The sequence below is a fragment of the Kribbella pratensis genome (assembly GCF_004366075.1).
GTDB lineage: Bacteria > Actinomycetota > Actinomycetes > Propionibacteriales > Kribbellaceae > Kribbella > Kribbella pratensis.
This window is the reverse complement of record NZ_SODU01000001.1, coordinates 333,340-349,177: the sequence shown is the minus strand read 5'-3', so window position 1 is coordinate 349,177 and position 15,838 is coordinate 333,340. Positions and strand designations below refer to the sequence as shown.

At 68.5% G+C, this 15,838-nt stretch carries 15 protein-coding genes and 1 pseudogene; 7 read left to right on the top strand and 9 right to left on the bottom strand.

The annotated features are described in order from the left end of the window. Window position 1: 1 nt before the first annotated feature. Window positions 2–1,045: an L-erythro-3,5-diaminohexanoate dehydrogenase gene (gene kdd, locus EV137_RS01625; RefSeq protein WP_134125999.1), complete on the bottom strand. Its 1,044-nt coding sequence runs from the start codon at window positions 1,043–1,045 to the stop codon at window positions 2–4. Between the two features lie 144 nt (window positions 1,046–1,189). Between kdd and EV137_RS01620 the strand changes: the two genes are divergently transcribed. The 3 genes and pseudogenes from EV137_RS01620 (at window position 1,190) to EV137_RS40375 (ending at window position 4,883) form a co-directional block, all read left to right on the top strand. After that, window positions 1,190–2,653 carry a KamA family radical SAM protein gene (locus tag EV137_RS01620; RefSeq protein WP_134004665.1) on the top strand — a complete coding sequence of 488 codons (1,464 nt, stop codon included), beginning with the start codon at window positions 1,190–1,192 and terminating at the stop codon, window positions 2,651–2,653. Between the two features lie 501 nt (window positions 2,654–3,154). Then, window positions 3,155–4,111 (top strand): annotated as a pseudogene (locus tag EV137_RS01615) (hypothetical protein); the annotation flags it as partial. A gap of 43 nt (window positions 4,112–4,154) precedes the next feature. Further along, window positions 4,155–4,883, top strand: a complete 729-nt coding sequence (locus EV137_RS40375; RefSeq protein ID WP_511194521.1) for a DUF8094 domain-containing protein — start codon at window positions 4,155–4,157, stop codon at window positions 4,881–4,883. Here EV137_RS40375 and EV137_RS01610 read toward each other — a convergent pair. Genes EV137_RS01610 through EV137_RS01600 form a run of 3 tightly spaced genes read right to left on the bottom strand, consistent with a single transcriptional unit; the run spans window position 4,877 to window position 5,976 of the window. After that, window positions 4,877–5,311, bottom strand: coding sequence for an HAD family hydrolase (locus EV137_RS01610; protein WP_134125995.1), 435 nt, complete (start codon window positions 5,309–5,311; stop codon window positions 4,877–4,879). The genes EV137_RS40375 and EV137_RS01610 overlap by 7 nt on opposite strands. Next, window positions 5,312–5,539 (bottom strand): hypothetical protein, encoded by a 228-nt coding sequence (locus EV137_RS01605; RefSeq protein WP_134125993.1) that lies wholly within the window; start codon window positions 5,537–5,539, stop codon window positions 5,312–5,314. Next, the gene (locus EV137_RS01600; protein WP_134125991.1) at window positions 5,536–5,976 is read right to left on the bottom strand and encodes an Lrp/AsnC family transcriptional regulator; all 441 of its coding nucleotides are present in this window, start codon (window positions 5,974–5,976) and stop codon (window positions 5,536–5,538) included. The genes EV137_RS01605 and EV137_RS01600 overlap by 4 nt, the downstream gene beginning before the upstream one ends. Window positions 5,977–6,079: 103 nt before the next feature. On the opposite strand from EV137_RS01600, the gene EV137_RS01595 reads away from it, so the two are divergent. Continuing rightward, the gene (locus tag EV137_RS01595; RefSeq protein WP_134005927.1) at window positions 6,080–7,000 is read left to right on the top strand and encodes a 5'-3' exonuclease; all 921 of its coding nucleotides are present in this window, start codon (window positions 6,080–6,082) and stop codon (window positions 6,998–7,000) included. Next, the gene (locus EV137_RS01590; protein ID WP_238175024.1) at window positions 6,997–8,202 is read left to right on the top strand and encodes a M20 metallopeptidase family protein; all 1,206 of its coding nucleotides are present in this window, start codon (window positions 6,997–6,999) and stop codon (window positions 8,200–8,202) included. Before EV137_RS01595 ends, EV137_RS01590 begins: the two co-directional genes overlap by 4 nt. Here the strand turns inward: EV137_RS01590 and EV137_RS01585 are convergent. Continuing rightward, a complete protein-coding gene (locus EV137_RS01585; RefSeq protein ID WP_134125989.1) occupies window positions 8,164–9,312 on the bottom strand; it encodes an MFS transporter in 1,149 nt (382 codons plus the stop codon). The two genes, EV137_RS01590 and EV137_RS01585, sit on opposite strands and share 39 nt — an antisense overlap. A gap of 84 nt (window positions 9,313–9,396) precedes the next feature. Here EV137_RS01585 and EV137_RS01580 point away from each other — a divergent pair, with 84 nt between their 5' ends. Further along, the gene (locus tag EV137_RS01580; protein WP_134125987.1) at window positions 9,397–10,008 is read left to right on the top strand and encodes a CGNR zinc finger domain-containing protein; all 612 of its coding nucleotides are present in this window, start codon (window positions 9,397–9,399) and stop codon (window positions 10,006–10,008) included. 4 nt (window positions 10,009–10,012) lie between these two features. Here EV137_RS01580 and EV137_RS01575 read toward each other — a convergent pair whose 3' ends face one another. Continuing rightward, window positions 10,013–10,663, bottom strand: coding sequence for a response regulator transcription factor (locus tag EV137_RS01575; RefSeq protein ID WP_134125985.1), 651 nt, complete (start codon window positions 10,661–10,663; stop codon window positions 10,013–10,015). Further along, the gene (locus EV137_RS01570; RefSeq protein WP_134004680.1) at window positions 10,656–12,710 is read right to left on the bottom strand and encodes a sensor histidine kinase; all 2,055 of its coding nucleotides are present in this window, start codon (window positions 12,708–12,710) and stop codon (window positions 10,656–10,658) included. The genes EV137_RS01575 and EV137_RS01570 overlap by 8 nt, the downstream gene beginning before the upstream one ends. 151 nt (window positions 12,711–12,861) lie before the next feature. Between EV137_RS01570 and EV137_RS01565 the strand changes: the two genes are divergently transcribed. Beyond that, complete coding sequence (locus EV137_RS01565) at window positions 12,862–13,488, top strand: hypothetical protein (protein ID WP_134125983.1); 627 nt, start codon at window positions 12,862–12,864, stop codon at window positions 13,486–13,488. A gap of 48 nt (window positions 13,489–13,536) precedes the next feature. On the opposite strand, the gene EV137_RS01560 is transcribed toward EV137_RS01565, so the two are convergent. Both EV137_RS01560 and EV137_RS01555 read right to left on the bottom strand, forming a co-directional pair. Then, window positions 13,537–14,490 (bottom strand): nucleoside hydrolase, encoded by a 954-nt coding sequence (locus tag EV137_RS01560; RefSeq protein WP_166679749.1) that lies wholly within the window; start codon window positions 14,488–14,490, stop codon window positions 13,537–13,539. After that, window positions 14,459–15,784 (bottom strand): ABC transporter permease, encoded by a 1,326-nt coding sequence (locus EV137_RS01555; protein WP_134125979.1) that lies wholly within the window; start codon window positions 15,782–15,784, stop codon window positions 14,459–14,461. Before EV137_RS01555 ends, EV137_RS01560 begins: the two co-directional genes overlap by 32 nt. Window positions 15,785–15,838 lie beyond the last annotated feature (54 nt).

The window sequence follows — 15,838 nt, the reverse complement described above, 5'->3', positions numbered from 1 at the left end:
CCTAATCCTCCGCCAGCCTGCTCTCGAACAGACCACGGACACCCGGCTCGGTCCGCAACAGCTCCATCGCATAGTCCGCATGCCCGGGCACGTACCCGTTGCCGACGAGCATCGTGACGTCCGCGGCGAGACCTTCTGCGCCGAGCGCGGCCGCGGAGAACGAGGTCGCCATCGAGAAGAAGATCACAGTGCCGCCGGCCGCTGTCGACAGGACTGCTCCGTGCTCACACCCCGGTACGTCGACGCACACCACCGTGATGTCCGCGGGTCCCCCGGCGTCCTCGACCGCCTTGGCCAGCGCCACCGGATCGCGGGCGTCGGCCAGCGTCACGACATCGGCCAGACCGGCTTCGATCAGGCGATCCTGCTCGGGCTGCACCGGCACAACACCGATCGTGCGAGCAGCCCCGGCGGCGCGGGCCGCAGCCAGTGACAACGAACCGGATTTACCTGCGCCGCCAATTACTGACACGACAGGCTTTATGCCTTTGTCGACATACGATCGCACCACGCGAGCGGTCAGGGCCGGGGCGCCGCAGACGTCCATCACGGCCAGCGACAGCTCCGGCTTGAGGTCGTCGGGGAGCTTCGCGACGATCGACCGCGCGAACAGGATCGCGTGCCCCTGCGCCGGTACCTGCTCGCTCTTGCCGTCCCAGTCCCGCAGTTCGTCGGTGATCTGCAGCGGGGTCAGCGTGAGCGAGACCAGCGTGGCCACTCGGTCGCCAGGCGCGAGACCGAGGGGCGAGTCGGGACCGACCTCGTCGACCACGCCGACCAGCATGCCGCCGGAGCCGGTGACCGGGTTCTGCATCTTGCCGCGGGTCTCGACGATGTCCAGGACCGCGTGGCGGATCGCCGTACCGTCACCGCCGTGCGCTTCGGCGAGCTGGCGGTACGACGCGGCGTCCAGGTTCAGCCGCTCGACCGCGATGCGGACCTCGTCGGGCCAGATCCCGGGACGTGCGTCGAGTCTCTCCGCCGCCTGCGGCAACACGCCGGACGGCGCGAGTACACGGTGCAGTCCTACCGGGCTGGATGACACGGATCCTCCTCTGTGCGGTCGGGCAAAATACTACTCACAGCATGTCCTGACGGGAATTCTTGCGGCGTACTGTTGGATCTGAAGGACGTTCTGTCGCTATCCTCACATGAGACAGCAATACCCCTGAAGCCCCGCGGAGGACCTGTGACCGACCTGATCACCCCGGAGCTGGCTCGTTCGGAGCCTGGCGACGGCCAGCCGTACCTCTATCGGCGCGCCGAGCTGGTCGAACCGGACTGGACCCGGCTGCCCGGATGGAAGGACGTCACGGCCGAGGAGTGGCGCTCGGCGCAATGGCAGCGGTCGCACTGCGTGAAGAACGTGAAGCAACTGCGCGAGGTGATGGGCGACCTGCTCGAGGACCGGCTGTACGACGACCTCACCCGGGACCAGGCCGAGCGCGCGACCATGTCGATGCTGCTGCCGCCGCAGATGCTGAACACCATCGTTCCTTCCGGTGCGGCTGACTACACGGAGGCGTTCTACGCCGACCCGGTCCGCCGGTACATGCTGCCCGTGTTCAGCGACCGCCGTACCGACTGGCCGTCGCACCCGCACGCGGCCCGGGACTCGCTGCACGAGCACGAGATGTGGGCCACGGAGGGGTTGACCCACCGCTACCCGACCAAGGTCCTCGCGGAGGTCCTGCCGACGTGCCCGCAGTACTGCGGGCACTGCACGCGGATGGACCTGGTCGGGAACTCGACGCCGGTGATCGACAAGCTCAAGTTCGTCGCCAAGCCGCAGACCCGGCTCGACGACATGCTCGACTACCTGCGCCGTACGCCGGGAGTCCGGGACGTCGTCGTCTCCGGTGGCGATGTGGCGAACATGCCGTGGCCGCGGCTCGAGGCGTTCCTGATGAACCTGCTCGAGATCGAGAACATCCGCGACATCCGGCTCGCCACCAAGGCGCTGATGGGGATGCCGCAGCACTGGCTGTCCGACGACGTCCGGTCCGGCGTCGCGCGCGTCGCCGGCGTCGCGCGGGACCGCGGCGTGATGCTCGCGATGCACACGCACGTCAACGCGGCGCAGTCCGTGACCCCACTGGTCGCCGAGGCGTCGAAGGCGATGCTCGAGGCCGGTCTGCGGGACGTGCGGAACCAGGGCGTCCTGATGCGCGGCGTCAACGACTCGATCCCGCAGCTGCTCGACCTGTGCTTCGCGTTGCTCGACGGCGCGAACATCACGCCGTACTACTTCTACATGTGCGACATGATCCCGTTCTCGGAGCACTGGCGGGTGTCGGTCCGCGACGCGCAGCACCTGCAGCACGGGATCCTCGGCTACCTCCCCGGCTTCGCGACACCGCGCATCGTGTGCGACGTCCCGTACGTCGGGAAGCGCTGGGTGCACCAGCTGTCCGAGTACGACGAGGTCCGCGGAATCTCGTACTGGAAGAAGAACTACCGCACGGGCATCGAGCAGCAGGATCCTGACGCGCTGAACCGCACCTACGAGTACTACGACCCGATCGACACGCTGCCTGTCGAGGGCCAGGACTGGTGGTCCCAGCACGCCGGCAACCACCTGGCCGAAGCCGAGGCCCGCGCCGCCGCCTCCCGCACCACCGCCGAGGCCCAAAAACTCCTCGACATCAACTGACCCGATCCGTCTTCGGTGCCACCGCAGGGGGCGGCACCGAAGACTCAGCCTGCCTCCGTGGACGTCAGTTGGCACGCGCGGGGATCAACGCAATGCCGTTCAGTTACGGGCGTTGGCCGGCCGTCAGTCCCGTTGATGGGAAAGAAATCGTCGGCATGTGCACATTTGTTTCCCAACAGGCCGTCACGCACTCCGCCTCAGGAGTCGACGACGGTCGGAGTTGCCGCACCGGCTCATAGTGGGCAGGCGCGCGTACCGGATCCGGCGGGTCATCCTCCTCGGTCCGGAGTTCAGGCTGTGATGGGCTCCGTCGGCAGCGGGCATCTGATTCCTGCATCCGTCGGGTTGCCCCCTGATGTGGTGGGTTGCCCCCTCGGCTTCTCGGTGGGCAACGCTGCAGTTGAGGGGGCAACCTCCGGGTTTGAGGCGTGGTTGGGGTTGGCCGGTGTGGCCACCGACGGGATTGCAACTTGATGCAACTGTCCGAGCGTGAGGGCTTCGATGCGCTGGGCAACCGCTACCATCGCGGAGCGTTGTCGGGCTTGTCTGGGGCATGCCGCGATCTCGGGAGAACTCTTGCGTGTGATCCGCAGGATTGTCGGCGTACTGCTGGCTCTGGTCGGACTGATTGTTGTTGTGGTCGGCGGTGTCGCCGCGTTCTGGCTGATCGGGCCGGACGACACGGTGCATTCGGGTGAGCAGTCGCTGAGCAGCAAGGGACTGGCGATCGCTTCGACGCCGGAGCTGCTGAACCGGCACGGTCCGGTGCTGCACGTCGACGTACGGTCGAGCAAGAGCCAGCCGGTGTTCGTCGGGGTGGCTCGGGACTTCGACGTCAGCAGTTATCTGAAGGGCATCGCGCACACGAAGCTCGTGCAGGTGCAATTCCCGATCGCGCTGTCGACCGAGGACGAGAAGGGCACGGCGGGTCCACTCGCGGCACCCGCCACGCTCGACTGGTGGGTCACCAAGGCGAACGGCACCGGCACACAGTCGATCGCCTGGCCCATCGAGGACGGCCCGTACGACGTCGTCATCATGAACGCCGACGGGAAGACGGCTCCCGACGTACAGGTCGACCTGGGCATCGAGATCCCGAAGGCGTTCACGAGCGCACTGGGCGTCTTCGCCGCCGGCATCATTCTCCTTGCCGTAGGCATCCTCCTCGTCCTTTTCCGCCGCGGTCCCCGCAAGCCACACCCGGCGCAGAACGCGACTTCCCCACCGCAGCCGGTCCAGCAGCCGGCTTCCAGGATCGCGGCCGCTCAGCGAGTTGTCGTCGTGGGGATCGCGTTCGGGTTGACGACGGGGTGTTCGGCCGTTCCGCCGGCGGACACGGTGACGGTGCTGACCCGTCCCGCGATCAGCGAGCAGGTCGCGGCAGCGGCGATCAAGCACTACGACGAGGTCAACAACGCCGCCGCCAAGCGCCGCGACGAGAAGCTGATCGCGACTGTCGAGACGGGGCCGCCTGTCTCAGGCCTGCTACCGCATAGACAGGGTGCTGGACAAGGCCGGCAAGGGCATTGCCGACCCGACCACTCACGTGAAGCCGAGCATCGGCGTGCCGTCGTACGGCGGGTACCCGATGCGGTTCGTGGCCTCGGCCGGCATGTCGGCGTACAAGGACTACCAGGTGCTCGACCTCTGGGAGCGCAGGTCGGCGGGTGAGCCCTGGCTAGTGAGCCATCAGGTCACGCCTGAGAAGAAGGTCAAGCTCCCGCCCCTCAAGGGCTTGCGTCCGGTCACCGCCGCGGACAACGAGAAGCTCGCAGCCTCACCGGAAGCCGCGGGCAAGGCACTGGCCGGATACTTCAACGCCGGCACCAAGTCGTCGCACGCCGCTCTCTTCGCGCCGTCCGCTGACGTCACCAGCATCCTCAGGACCGTCGCGGACGCCAAATCGTTGCTGAAGGACCCGAAGTCATATCGCGCGGTCATCGACACGTTCAGGCTCAGCGGTACACCGACCGCCTTCATGACGAGCTCCGGCGAGGCGTTGGTGTTCCTCTCACTCACTGAGGAGTTCCAGCTTCAGGTCGGCCCGAACCTCTCAATCTACTGGGCTCAGGGCAGCCCTGGTTCCGCGTTCAGTCCACCCACCACGAAGTACGACAGCGCCATCACCAGCACGACCCTCTATCAGGCCGCCCTTGTCGTTCCGCCCAAAGGGGCGAAGATCCGGATCCTCTCCACCGCCGACGAACTCGTCGAGGCCGGTGGCTACTGAACCAGGTGGGCCTTCAGGTCGGCGAAGGTTTTGATGGTCGGTCCGGGCCAGGTCGGGTCGCTGTCCGCGTGTTCTGTCGTACGGATCGCGTGCATGCCGAGGGAGGCGGCGGCAGGCAGTTCGTTGTCGTTGCCGTCGCCAACGTAGATGCAGTCGCTGGGGTCGGCGCCGAGGGCTGCACAGGCGGTCTCGTAGATCCTGGGCTCGGGCTTGGCGGCGCCGACCTCGGCGGAGAAGGCGGTCGCGTCGAAGTACTGGGCGAGCGGGCTGGCCGCCCACTGGACCTGGGTTTCGGCGGTGATGTTGCTGACGAGCCCGATCCGCCAGCCGGCCGCCTTGAACGCGGCCAACGTCTCCAGCGTCGCCACAGGGGCCCGGCCGAGCAGCCGTTGGGCGAGCGCCCGGCGCAGGTCGGTTGCCTCCTGCACCTATTCGTTGGTCGGGGTACCGCCGCACCGTTCGACGATCACGCGCAGTGTGCTCGGCAGGTCGCCGTACGCACCGATGAACCGCTCGTACGACGACGCGTCGAACGCCCGCTGGAACGCCACGGCATCGACCCCGAGCACCGCGCCCATCCGCGCGTTGACCACGTCCCGCTCGGCGTCGCCGCCTGAGACCAGCGTGCTGAACAGATCGCTGAGCAGAACCTTCACAGGGCCGGTGGACGACGTTCGTACGGCGTGCTCAGGACGATCGTCGTGGTGGTGGAGACGTTCGCGCGTGCCCGGATCACTGCCAGCAGGTGCTCGAGCGCGCCTGGCGAGGCGACCCTGACCACGAGGATGTAGCTCGAGTCGCCGGCGACCGAGTAGCAGGACTCGATCTCCGGGACCTCCCGGAGCCGCTCCGGCGAGTCGTCCGGTTGCGACGGATCGATCGGCCGGATCGAGATCAGCGCGGTCAGCGGCAGACCCAGCGCGGTGTGGTCGACGGTAGCGGCGTACCCCTGGATGATCCCGCGCTGCTCGAGCCGCTTCACCCGCTGGTGTACGGCCGACGTGGACAGGCCGGTCGCCTTGCCCAGGTCGGTGAAGCTCATCCTGCCGTCGGAAGCGAGCAGCCCGACGATCTTGCGGTCCAGGTCCTCCATCCTCAAGACAGTACTGGAGCGACCGGCCCGGCCGCATGCGATCTCGCGGGCTGTCGGTGGGCTGTGAAAGCATCTGGGCATGGCTGACAGACCCGAGCGTTTGATGCTGCTCGACACCGCGTCGCTCTACTTTCGTGCGTTCTTCGGCGTACCGGACACGATGAAGGCTGCCGACGGTACGCCGACCAACGCGATCCGGGGGCTGCTCGACTTCATCGCCCGGCTGGCCGAGAACCACAAGCCGACCCATCTGGTCGCCTGCTGGGACGACAACTGGCGGCCGTCGTGGCGGGTCGCGCTGATCCCGTCGTACAAGGCGCAGCGAGTCGAGTTCGTGACGCCGAAGGGCGAGCAGATCGAGGACGTGCCCGACCGCCTGGAGGTGCAGGTGCCGTACATCCGGGCCTGCCTGGAGGCGATCGGGATCACCGTCGTCGGGGCGCCCGACCACGAGGCGGACGACGTGATCGGCACGCTGTCGCATCAGGCGACGATGCCGGTCGACGTCGTCACCGGGGACCGTGACCTGTTCCAGCTGATCGACGACAGCCGCGGCATCCGGGTCGTCTACACGGCCGCCCGCGGCGTCGGCCGGGCCGAGGTGTACGACGAGAAGGCGCTGCTGGCGAAGTACGAGGTCCCCGCGCAGCGGTACGCCGACTTCGCGACGCTGCGTGGTGACGCGTCCGACGGGCTGCCCGGCGTGAAGGGTATCGGCGAGAAGACGGCCGCCTCGCTGGTCACGGCGTACGGCGATCTGGACGCGATCCGCGCCGCGGCCGCCGACCCGACCACGCCGATGGCGCCCGGGGTGAAGAAGAAGATCCTGGCGGACAGCGACTACCTCGACGTCGCCCCCAAGGTGGTCGCGGTGGCGAAGGACGCGCCGGTCGGGACGTACGACGCGACGCTGCCGCGCACGATCAAGGACCCGGAGCGCTGGCTGGATCTCGTCGAACTGCTCGAGCTCGGCAGCAGCGCCCAACGGGTCATGGCGGCGCTCGACCTCGGGCCGAAAGCGTGAGCGCCGAAAGCGTGCGGACGCGCGAGCTGGCGGAGCTGTTCCGCGAGGAGATCGTCACGTTGCGCCGGGCGCTGCACCAGGTCCCGGAGTACGACCTCGACCTGCCGAAGACGCAGCAGCTGGTCCTGGACGCGCTCGAAGGGCTGCCCCTGGAGATCACGCTCGGCAAGGAGCTGTCGTCGGTGACCGCCGTACTGCGGGGCGGCGGCGGGCCAGGTCCCGTCGTACTGTTGCGCGGCGACATGGACGCACTGCCGGTCACTGAGCGGACCGACGTACCGTTCGCGTCCTTGCATCCGGGGATGATGCACGCCTGCGGTCACGACCTGCACGTCGCGGGGCTCGTCGGCGCCGCGAAGGTGCTGTGCGCGCTGCGGGACGAGCTGCCGGGTGACGTGGTGTTCATGTTCCAGCCGGGCGAGGAGACGACCGGTGGCGCGCCGATCATGATCCGCGAAGGGGTTCTCGACGCGGCCGGCCGCCGGGCGGATGCGGCGTACGGGCTGCATGTCGGGGCGTCCTCGCAGCCGTTGGGGATGTGGAGCAGCAGGCCCGGATCGTTCATGGCGGCGGCCGACCAGTTGTCCGTGCGCGTCGTCGGCGCGGGTACGCACGGCTCCACGCCGTACCGGGGTAAGGACCCGATTCCGGTGCTCTGCGAGATCGTGACCGCGTTGCAGACGATGGTCACGCGGCAGTTCGACGTGTTCGACCCGGTGGTGCTCACCGTCGGCCGGATCGCGGGCGGCACCAAGGAGAACATCATCCCGGACGACGCGTTCTTCGACGCGACCGTGCGGACGTTCTCCGAGGTGGCCCGCGCGAAGGTGCAGGAAGCGTCGATCGAGCTCGTCGAAGGGCTCGCGGCCGCGCACGGGCTGCAGGTCGAGGCGGAGTACCGGGTCGGGTATCCGGTGACGGTCAACGACGAAGCGGAGTTCGACTTCGCCCGCGACACCATCGTCGACGTCTTCGGCCCGGACCGCTTCCGCGAACGGCCGAATCCACGCTGCGGCGCCGAGGACTTCTCCTACATCCTGCAGGAGGTCCCGGGCGTCTACCTCAACCTCAGCGCCTGCGCCTCCCCCGACCCCGACGCAGCCGCCGACAACCATTCCCCACTGGCCAACTTCGACGACTCGGTCCTCCCCGACGCCGCCGCCCTACTGGCGGAGCTCGCTGTACGTCGCCTCGCGCGCTAACCCCAGCCCGGTGAGCGCGAGCCCGAGGACCGTCGTCGCCGCGGCGACCAAGTAGATCGTGGGCAGGCCGGGTCCGGCGATGACCCGGCCGCCCAGCCAGCCTGCGAAAGCGGCCGCGACCTGGTACGACGAGGCGTTGACGGCGATAGCCAACGTCGGGGCCGCGGCGGCTGTGGTGAGGACGCGGGCCTGCATACCGGGGATCACGGAGAATCCGACGGCGCCGAGGGCGAAGACGAGCACACCGGTCAGGATCGCGGCTGGGCTCAGCCGGAGGGCGATGAGCAGTAGAACTAGCAGCGCTAGCGCACCGAGTTGCGAAGGCAGCAGGGCGCGGTCAGCCAGGCGGCCGCCCACCAGGTTGCCGATCGTCGCGCCGACGCCGTACACCAGCAGCATCGGGGCGACGGCCCCCGCGGGGAACGACGCGGGGCCGGTCAGCAGCGGTGCGAGGTAGGTGAACACCATCAGTGCGCCGATGTTCGCGACGGCAGTGATGGCGATCGCGAGGAGCAGGTCGCGGTTGCGGAAGACGGCGAACTCGCGCAGCGCGCGGGTGCGTACGCCGGGCTGATCATTGGGGATGAACCGGGCGACCAGGATCAGGCCGGCCGCGCAGCAGGCTGTGATCGCGGCGAACGTCGTCCGCCAGCCGAGCTCGTCGCCGATCCAGGTGCCGAGCGGTGCGCCGAGGATCATCGCCAGATTCATGCCGAGGGCAAGCTTCGCGACCGTGGACGCCTTCTTGTCCAGAGGCGCTGAGGTGGTCGCGATCACGATCGCGTTCGCGAAGAACGTGGACGTGACGAGTGCCGTCACGATCCGCGCGGCGAACAGCACGCCGTAATCGGGAGCGATCGTGGACAGCAGGTTGCCTGTGACAGCGACCGCCAGCAGAGCCAGCACCAACGGCTTGCGCGACCGGCCGGCTGTGATTGCCGTCAGCAACGGGCCGCCGACGATCATGCCCAGCGCGTACGCCGTGACCAGCAACCCGGCCGCCGGGATCGACACCCCCAGATCCCCCGCCACCGCCGGCAGGATCCCGGCCACCACGAACTCTCCCGTGGTTACTCCGAACACGCACACCAGCAACGCCGTCAGCTTCATGAGTTCCTCACGGATAGGCAATGAATTATCCGTGAGAACGGTAGATCGTTCTCACGGATATCCGCAACCTGTACCATGAGAAACATGCCGGACCCGATCGCCGCCCAGCTTGATGCCGTCGCGCCGTTGCCGCCTGCTCCCGGCTCCGACGTGTGGCTCGCGCTGGACTTCGCCAACACTGCGATCGCGCTCCCCGGCGGTCAGTACGTCGACCTGCTCGGCAGTCCCCCGGCCGTCAACGACTGGCTCAGCGCACGCGGCCTCGCTCCCGAGAACGCCGACGTACAGGAGATGTGCGCGACCCAGCTCCGCGCCCTCCGCGAGCACGTCCGCTCACTCTTCGCCGCCCGAGTCACCGGCGCGCCCGCGCTCCCCGCGGCGCTCGACGCCGTCAACGACGCCCTCACCCGTGTCCCGACCGCCGCACTCCTCCGCTGGGACGACAAGACCGGCCCCTACCGAGCCACTCCGTGCCCCACCAACGAGATCCTCGAGCACGCCCTGGCAACCATCGCCGCCAGCGCAGCCGACCTCCTCACCAGCGAGGAAGCGGAAACCCTCACGGCTTGCGAGTCCACGCCCTGCAACCGCTACCTGATCCGCCACGGCCGCCGCCACTGGTGCTCCACCCGCTGCGGCGACCGAACCCGAGCCGCCCGCGCCTACGCCCGCCGTACTCGGTCCAGATCAGACTGACGACTCAGCGACCGAGGCCAGCGTCGCGAGCCCGGATGATCGCTTCGGCCCGGTCGGCGACATGAAGCTTGGTGAAGATGTTCGAGACATTGTTCCGGACCGTCTTCGGAGACAGGTAGAGCTCGCTCGCGATCTGGGCGTTCGAGCGGCCCGCAGCAACCAGGGCGAGAATCTCGTGCTCGCGCGAGGTGAGCTGCGGAAAAGCGCTGCCGGGCGTGGCGGCCGGCGCGGCCGCGAAGAATTCGGCCACCCTGCGCGCGATCGCCGGACCGAAGATCGCCTCGCCCTGGGCTACCGCGGTGATCGCACGCACGATCTCACCCTGGCTCGCGCCTTTCAACAGGTAGCCACGAGCGCCGGCCCGCATCGCGGCGAACAGCGTCTGGTCCTCCTCGGCCATCGTGAGTACGACGACGCCGATGTGCGGACTGTCTGCGGTGATCGCACGCGTCGCCTCGATCCCGTCGAGCCGCGGCATCTGCACGTCCATCACCACGACATCCGGCTGCAACTCCCGCGCTCCGTCCACGGCCTCCACCCCGTCGGCCGCCGTACCGACGACCTCGACACCGTCCAGCGACCCGAGCAATGCGGCCAGCCCGTCGCGGTAGACGGGATGATCGTCGGCCAGCAGCACGCGCACTGGCTCATCCATGAGCAACCTCCGGTACGGCGTCCAGCGGCAACCTCACGTGGACGGCGGTGCCGCCGCTCGGTGGACACGTGACACTACAGACTCCGCCGAGTTCGGCAACTCGTTCCCGTACCGACAACATCCCCACGCCCGCCGCGACGTCTTCGCCGATCCCGATCCCGTCGTCCTGCACCGACAACTCCAGCGCCGCCTCGTCCAGCCGGAGGGCGATATCGCACCGGGATGCCGCGGCGTGCCGGGCGACGTTCGTCAGCGCCTCCGATGCGATCCGGTACGCCGCCACCTCCACGCCGGCCGGCAACGTTCCGAGCGGGTCCGCGTCGACGGACACCGCGAGTCCCGCGAGCCGGAAGGGCTCGGCTTGTTGCTGGATCGCCCGCACCAGACCCAACTCGTCCAAGGCCGGCGGTCGCAGGTCGTGGACGAGCCGCCGTACGTCGGCCACCGCGGCGGCCATCTCGGTCGTCGCCTGGACCAGGATCCGGTCCGCCTCGTCGGGGGCGGACTTCGCGAGGTTCCGGGCGGTCTCGATGCGCAACGTCACGGCGCCCAGGCTCGGGCCGAGACCGTCGTGCAGGTCCCGGCGGATCCGCCGCCGTTCCTCCTCACGAGCGGCGACCAGCCGGCTGCGGCTCCGCTGCAGTTCGGTGCTCAGCTCGGTCGCGCGGGCGGCCGCGGCCGCCTGCCGGACGAGATCACCCAGCAGTCGCTGGTCGCGCTCCGACAACGCCGTCCCGTCGCCCGGACAGAACACCAGCCGGCCGACCGGCTCACCGCGGTAGCCGACCGGCAGCGCATGCGTCGGACCCGATGCGCGTCCGTGCTCGACGATCGCCAGCCCGCCGCCGGAACGCTCGATCTCCACCCGCACATAGGGCAGCCGGAACGCGTCGGCAACCGTGCGCGCGACCGCGTGGAGTTGCTGATCCGGGTCCGCGGCCGACTCGAGCCGCTCGGCCAAGGTCGACATGGTCGCGTACGGATCATCCCGGGAGCCGCGGACCAGGCGCCGTACCCACCGCCAGAGCCGGCTCCGCAGCGGCGCGTAGACCACGGCGACGACGGCGATCGCGACCAGTGCGGCGTCCCGCTCGCCGAGCATCCCGCCGGCGATCGCGAACACGGCGAGGTCGATGCCGACCACGAGCACCGCGAGTACGCCGTACAGGAAGGTGGCCGAGAGCAACCGATCGATGTCGTACAGGCGGTGTTTGGCGACCGCGACGACGATGGCCGCCGACGTGACCGCGATCGCCAGGCCGAACATGATCGCCGGGACCGCGGGCGGATTCTCGAACGGAACGATCAGGACGATCATGTCCACCAGAGCGGCCCACATCAGCCACCGGAGCTGCGCTCTGCTCTCCCGCGTGGCCGCGCGGTAGCGGTGAACGGCGACGGCGAACGGCACGACCAGGCTGACGATCACGCCCGCGTACGCAACCCGGAGCAGTCCCGCCCAGACGTCGTACGGGGCATCGATGCTGAACGGGTCGAGCGCCAGCCTGGTGATCTCCGGCGGCAGCTCGGCGCTGTGGTAGCGCTGCATCACGTCCATGGGCGCGACGAGCAGGAGAACTGGGAGGAGCAGAGTCAGCGCAAGGCTGACGATCGAGAGCCAGCGCCATACTCTCGCCGTAACCAGCTTCCCGTCCGGGAAGAGCAAGATGAGCAGTGGCAGCCCGAGCAGCAGGAACGCGCCGAAGCGGGAGTAGAACCAGTACGCCGCCGACCCGCCAGGCAGTCCCGGAGACGTGTAGATCGAGTACGTCGCCCAGCTCGAGGCGAGCCCGTCGACCACCCACAACAGACCGGATCCGGTCAGGATCCACGCGATCGGGTGCCGCGGAAGGCGATGCAGGAGAAGTACACCCGGTACGACCTGTGCGAGGCCGGACAGAGCCGACGTCCATCCTTCGTCCAGCTGTGCGTCGGCCGGTGCGTTCGTGCCGTTGCGGAGGTCGAGAACGATCGTGGCCGCAGTCAGCAGGAGCGCGGCCGCACCGAGTGCAGCCGGCCCCCATCCCCTCCGTGTCTCCTCCCCCACCGATGCATTGTCACCCAGAGTGTGTCCCGCCGTCGCGGGTCAGTTGTCCCTTCTCGAGTCGGGACATCGCCCGGGACGCCAGACCCTGCCGCCCGGGTCGGTGTGCCGCGAAGACTCGGTGCCAAGACAAACCTCAGGGGGAGGAACCGAAATGACAACCACACCTGCCAGGGCCCGCACCGACGTACCACCGACGCTCAGGGCCGCGACCGGCCTGGCGGAGGGCACGATCCGGCGACTGGGACTCGGGCTGACCGCCGGCACGCTGGCCTGGGCGGCGAGCATCTTCGCGTTCAGCACGGTCAACGAGGGGGTGCCCGAGCGGATCGGGGACCTGACCGGCCTCGCGTTCCAGCTCGGGGTGTTCTGCCTGCTGGCTGTGCAGTTCAGGACCCGCGCAACCGGACCGTCCACGGTCCTGCTGAAGGTGGAGGCGGTGATCCTCGGCATCGCCAGTGTCTGGTCGCTCCTGCACGGCGTACTGCCGTCGAATCTGCAGGACGCCGCGTGGCTGATCCCGATGGACATCTGCTGGCCGCTGTCCATGCTCGGCATGATGGTGATCGCGATCAAGATCGCCGTCGCCGGGCGCTGGCGCGGCGCACTCCGCTGGTGGCCGCTGGTCGCCGAGAGCTGGGCGATCATCACCGTCCCGTGCGCCGTCCTCATCGGCGACAGCGTCGCCCGCTGGGTCGGCGGCTTCCACCTCCTGATCGGCTACGCCACGCTGGGCGCCCTACTGGCCCTCCGCCCCCACCTCGTGCAGCCCCAGGACTGACGAACTGAGGGCCGCCATCCAGTCCGGGATGGCGGCCCTCCTCCGGTATCAACTCAGGGCGCCGGCCAGCCAGGACATGAACGCGGAGTAGTCGGCGGACACGGACATCGCGATCTCGGTGCCGTCAGCGTGCAGACTCATGCGCGCAAGCTCGTCGAGCGCAACGTGTTCCCGGATGAACCGCACCCCCGGCCAGAGCATCGCCGCCGCCAGCGCCAGCGCGTCGTGCTGCATCGACCCCGGGTACTTCACCATCCACCGGTCGAAGTGCTCGCGCAGTACCCGCTCCCACGGTCGCGCGTCCGGGCGGCCCCAGCGTTGGTAGAGCGCGGACTCTCGGGTGATCTCCATCGCGGGGTTGAACGTCACGTCCGACACCACGAACCTCGGGTTCCAGAGGCCGAGCTCGGGCAGCATCCGGATCGCCGCCGCGGGATCCACCCTGAAGTTGTGCTCGGCCCGCGACGGGTCGCGATAGGTGATGGCCCCGCCCATCTGGGTGACGGCAAACCGCGGCAGCAGCAACGGCTCCTCGCGTCGCAGCCGAGCGAGATTCGACAGCGGGCCCATGCCGACCCATCGGATCCGCCCCTCGATCCCGGCGCAGATCTCGTCGACCACCGCCACCACGTCGTCGTCCTGAGGAGGTACCTCCGGCGGGCAGACTCCATCCATGATCCACATCCGGCTGTTCCCCAGATCGGACCCAGCCACGACGCGTACATCAGGCCGTCCGACGAGATCCAGCAGATACCGCACGAGCCGAGCCCGCTCACCACCGTACTCGTCGCTGGTCACCACCAACCGCAGCTCGGGCACCCGCCGGGCCGCCACCACCAACGCCACCGCGTCGTCCGGATCCCCACCCAGATCGGTGTCGATGATCATCGGCGCTGTGGCAATCGCCGGCACGCCAACCCGTGGCGGAGGCCCGTCCCGAATCATCGCGTCCGCCATCTCCTCGAACCCCTCAAAGCTCGCGGTCGTCCCTGCGAGGGCCATCCAGTCGGCCTCCGGGTCTCTTTCCTTCCCGCCGCCCATCACAACCTCCGCTTGCCCGAGTCGAGTTCAGAACATTCTCTACGAAGACCTTCTTGTCCCCGTCGCTGCCACATCGCTCGTACGCCGTCCAGATCGACTGACGCGCGGCCTCAGGAACTTGCGCCCGGTCGAGAGTCTTCTGCAGCAACTCGGCCTGCTTCTTGTCGGCACGGTGCACGAACGAGTCGAGAAGCTCCGCCAGTCGTGGATCGGTCGATCCGCCGCTGATCCAGGCGCGAATCTCCATCCGGTACCTGTGTGCCCAGTCGTCCAGCCAACGACGGTAGTTGCCTCCGGCATCGCGCACCCTCGCCACATCTCCGGCGAGGTCGGCAACCGCTTGGAGGTTCATCACCTTGACACCTTCACGCACCGAAAGGCGCTGCAACCGCGGGGAGATCCGGCCGCGGCTCAGTCCGTCCAGAAGCTCCGGGTGATGGCGCTGACCGGTCTGTTCGGGACCGGCGGAGCCGATTCGGACCGGACTGGACATCGGTCCGTCCAGGAGCTCCTCGATACTGTTGAGCGCGAGCTGATGCGCGAACGTCTTGGACACATCCGGCGGCAGCTCGTAGAGCGGCAGGCCGCCCCGTCCTTCCGAAGCCGACAGGTGTACTTCATACCCCTTCTTGCTCCCCGGATGCGGATCGTACGGCGACTCGCCGTGGAACGCGTACCGCCCGGTGAAGGTTGTCTCCGGATACACAGCAGACAGGAGCTCTTGCACCGTGCCCTTGAAGCTCGTGTCGAACACGCTCACCCTGCTCCCCGGCCGACCGACCGGCACCTGACGCATCTGCAGGTACTCCGTCAACACCAGGAGACCACCGACTGTGTCCGCCGGATCCACGCGTGACGCGACCCGCCGGAATCCGTCGAGCTGCGGGAACCGCATCCCTTGGTGGTTCTCGAGATCCTGCAGTGCGTTCTCGACCAGCGCCCGCGACACCACCAGGTTGGAGCAGTTCTGCTGGAAGAAGTCGCCGTCGAGCATTCTCATCGCGAACGCCAGGTGGTGCCCGTCACGGCCCAGGGCGAGGATCCGGTCGGTACGACGAGACCCCACATCCGCCCGAAGATCGGCCAGCATGTTGTCGGCCACCCGGACCATCAACGGCGCCGGGAACTGGTACGCGACAAGGTAGGCGTCCCGCAAGGTGGCCAGGTGGGCCGGATCGGTGAGGCCCAGCCTCGATGCGGTCACCTGCGCCCAATGGTTGCCACGTCGCCGCACCGAGTCTGCGTCACTCGCCATGCTTCAAGTACGCCACAGTCGGCGCAAACCCCGCGGAAGTTATCCACAGGGCGT

Bases quoted from the DNA above. Each gene is read 5' to 3' on its own strand.
- EV137_RS01600 (WP_134125991.1), bottom strand. From the start codon at position 5,976: ATGGAGGACCTGGACCGCAAGATCGTCGGGCTGCTCGCTTCCGACGGC.
- EV137_RS01595 (WP_134005927.1), top strand. From the start codon at position 6,080: ATGCTGCTCGACACCGCGTCGCTCTACTTTCGTGCGTTCTTCGGCGTA.
- EV137_RS01585 (WP_134125989.1), bottom strand. From the start codon at position 9,312: ATGAAGCTGACGGCGTTGCTGGTGTGCGTGTTCGGAGTAACCACGGGA.
- EV137_RS01580 (WP_134125987.1), top strand. From the start codon at position 9,397: ATGCCGGACCCGATCGCCGCCCAGCTTGATGCCGTCGCGCCGTTGCCG.
- EV137_RS01575 (WP_134125985.1), bottom strand. From the start codon at position 10,663: ATGGATGAGCCAGTGCGCGTGCTGCTGGCCGACGATCATCCCGTCTAC.
- EV137_RS01565 (WP_134125983.1), top strand. From the start codon at position 12,862: ATGACAACCACACCTGCCAGGGCCCGCACCGACGTACCACCGACGCTC.
- EV137_RS01560 (WP_166679749.1), bottom strand. From the start codon at position 14,490: ATGGCCCTCGCAGGGACGACCGCGAGCTTTGAGGGGTTCGAGGAGATG.
- EV137_RS01555 (WP_134125979.1), bottom strand. From the start codon at position 15,784: ATGGCGAGTGACGCAGACTCGGTGCGGCGACGTGGCAACCATTGGGCG.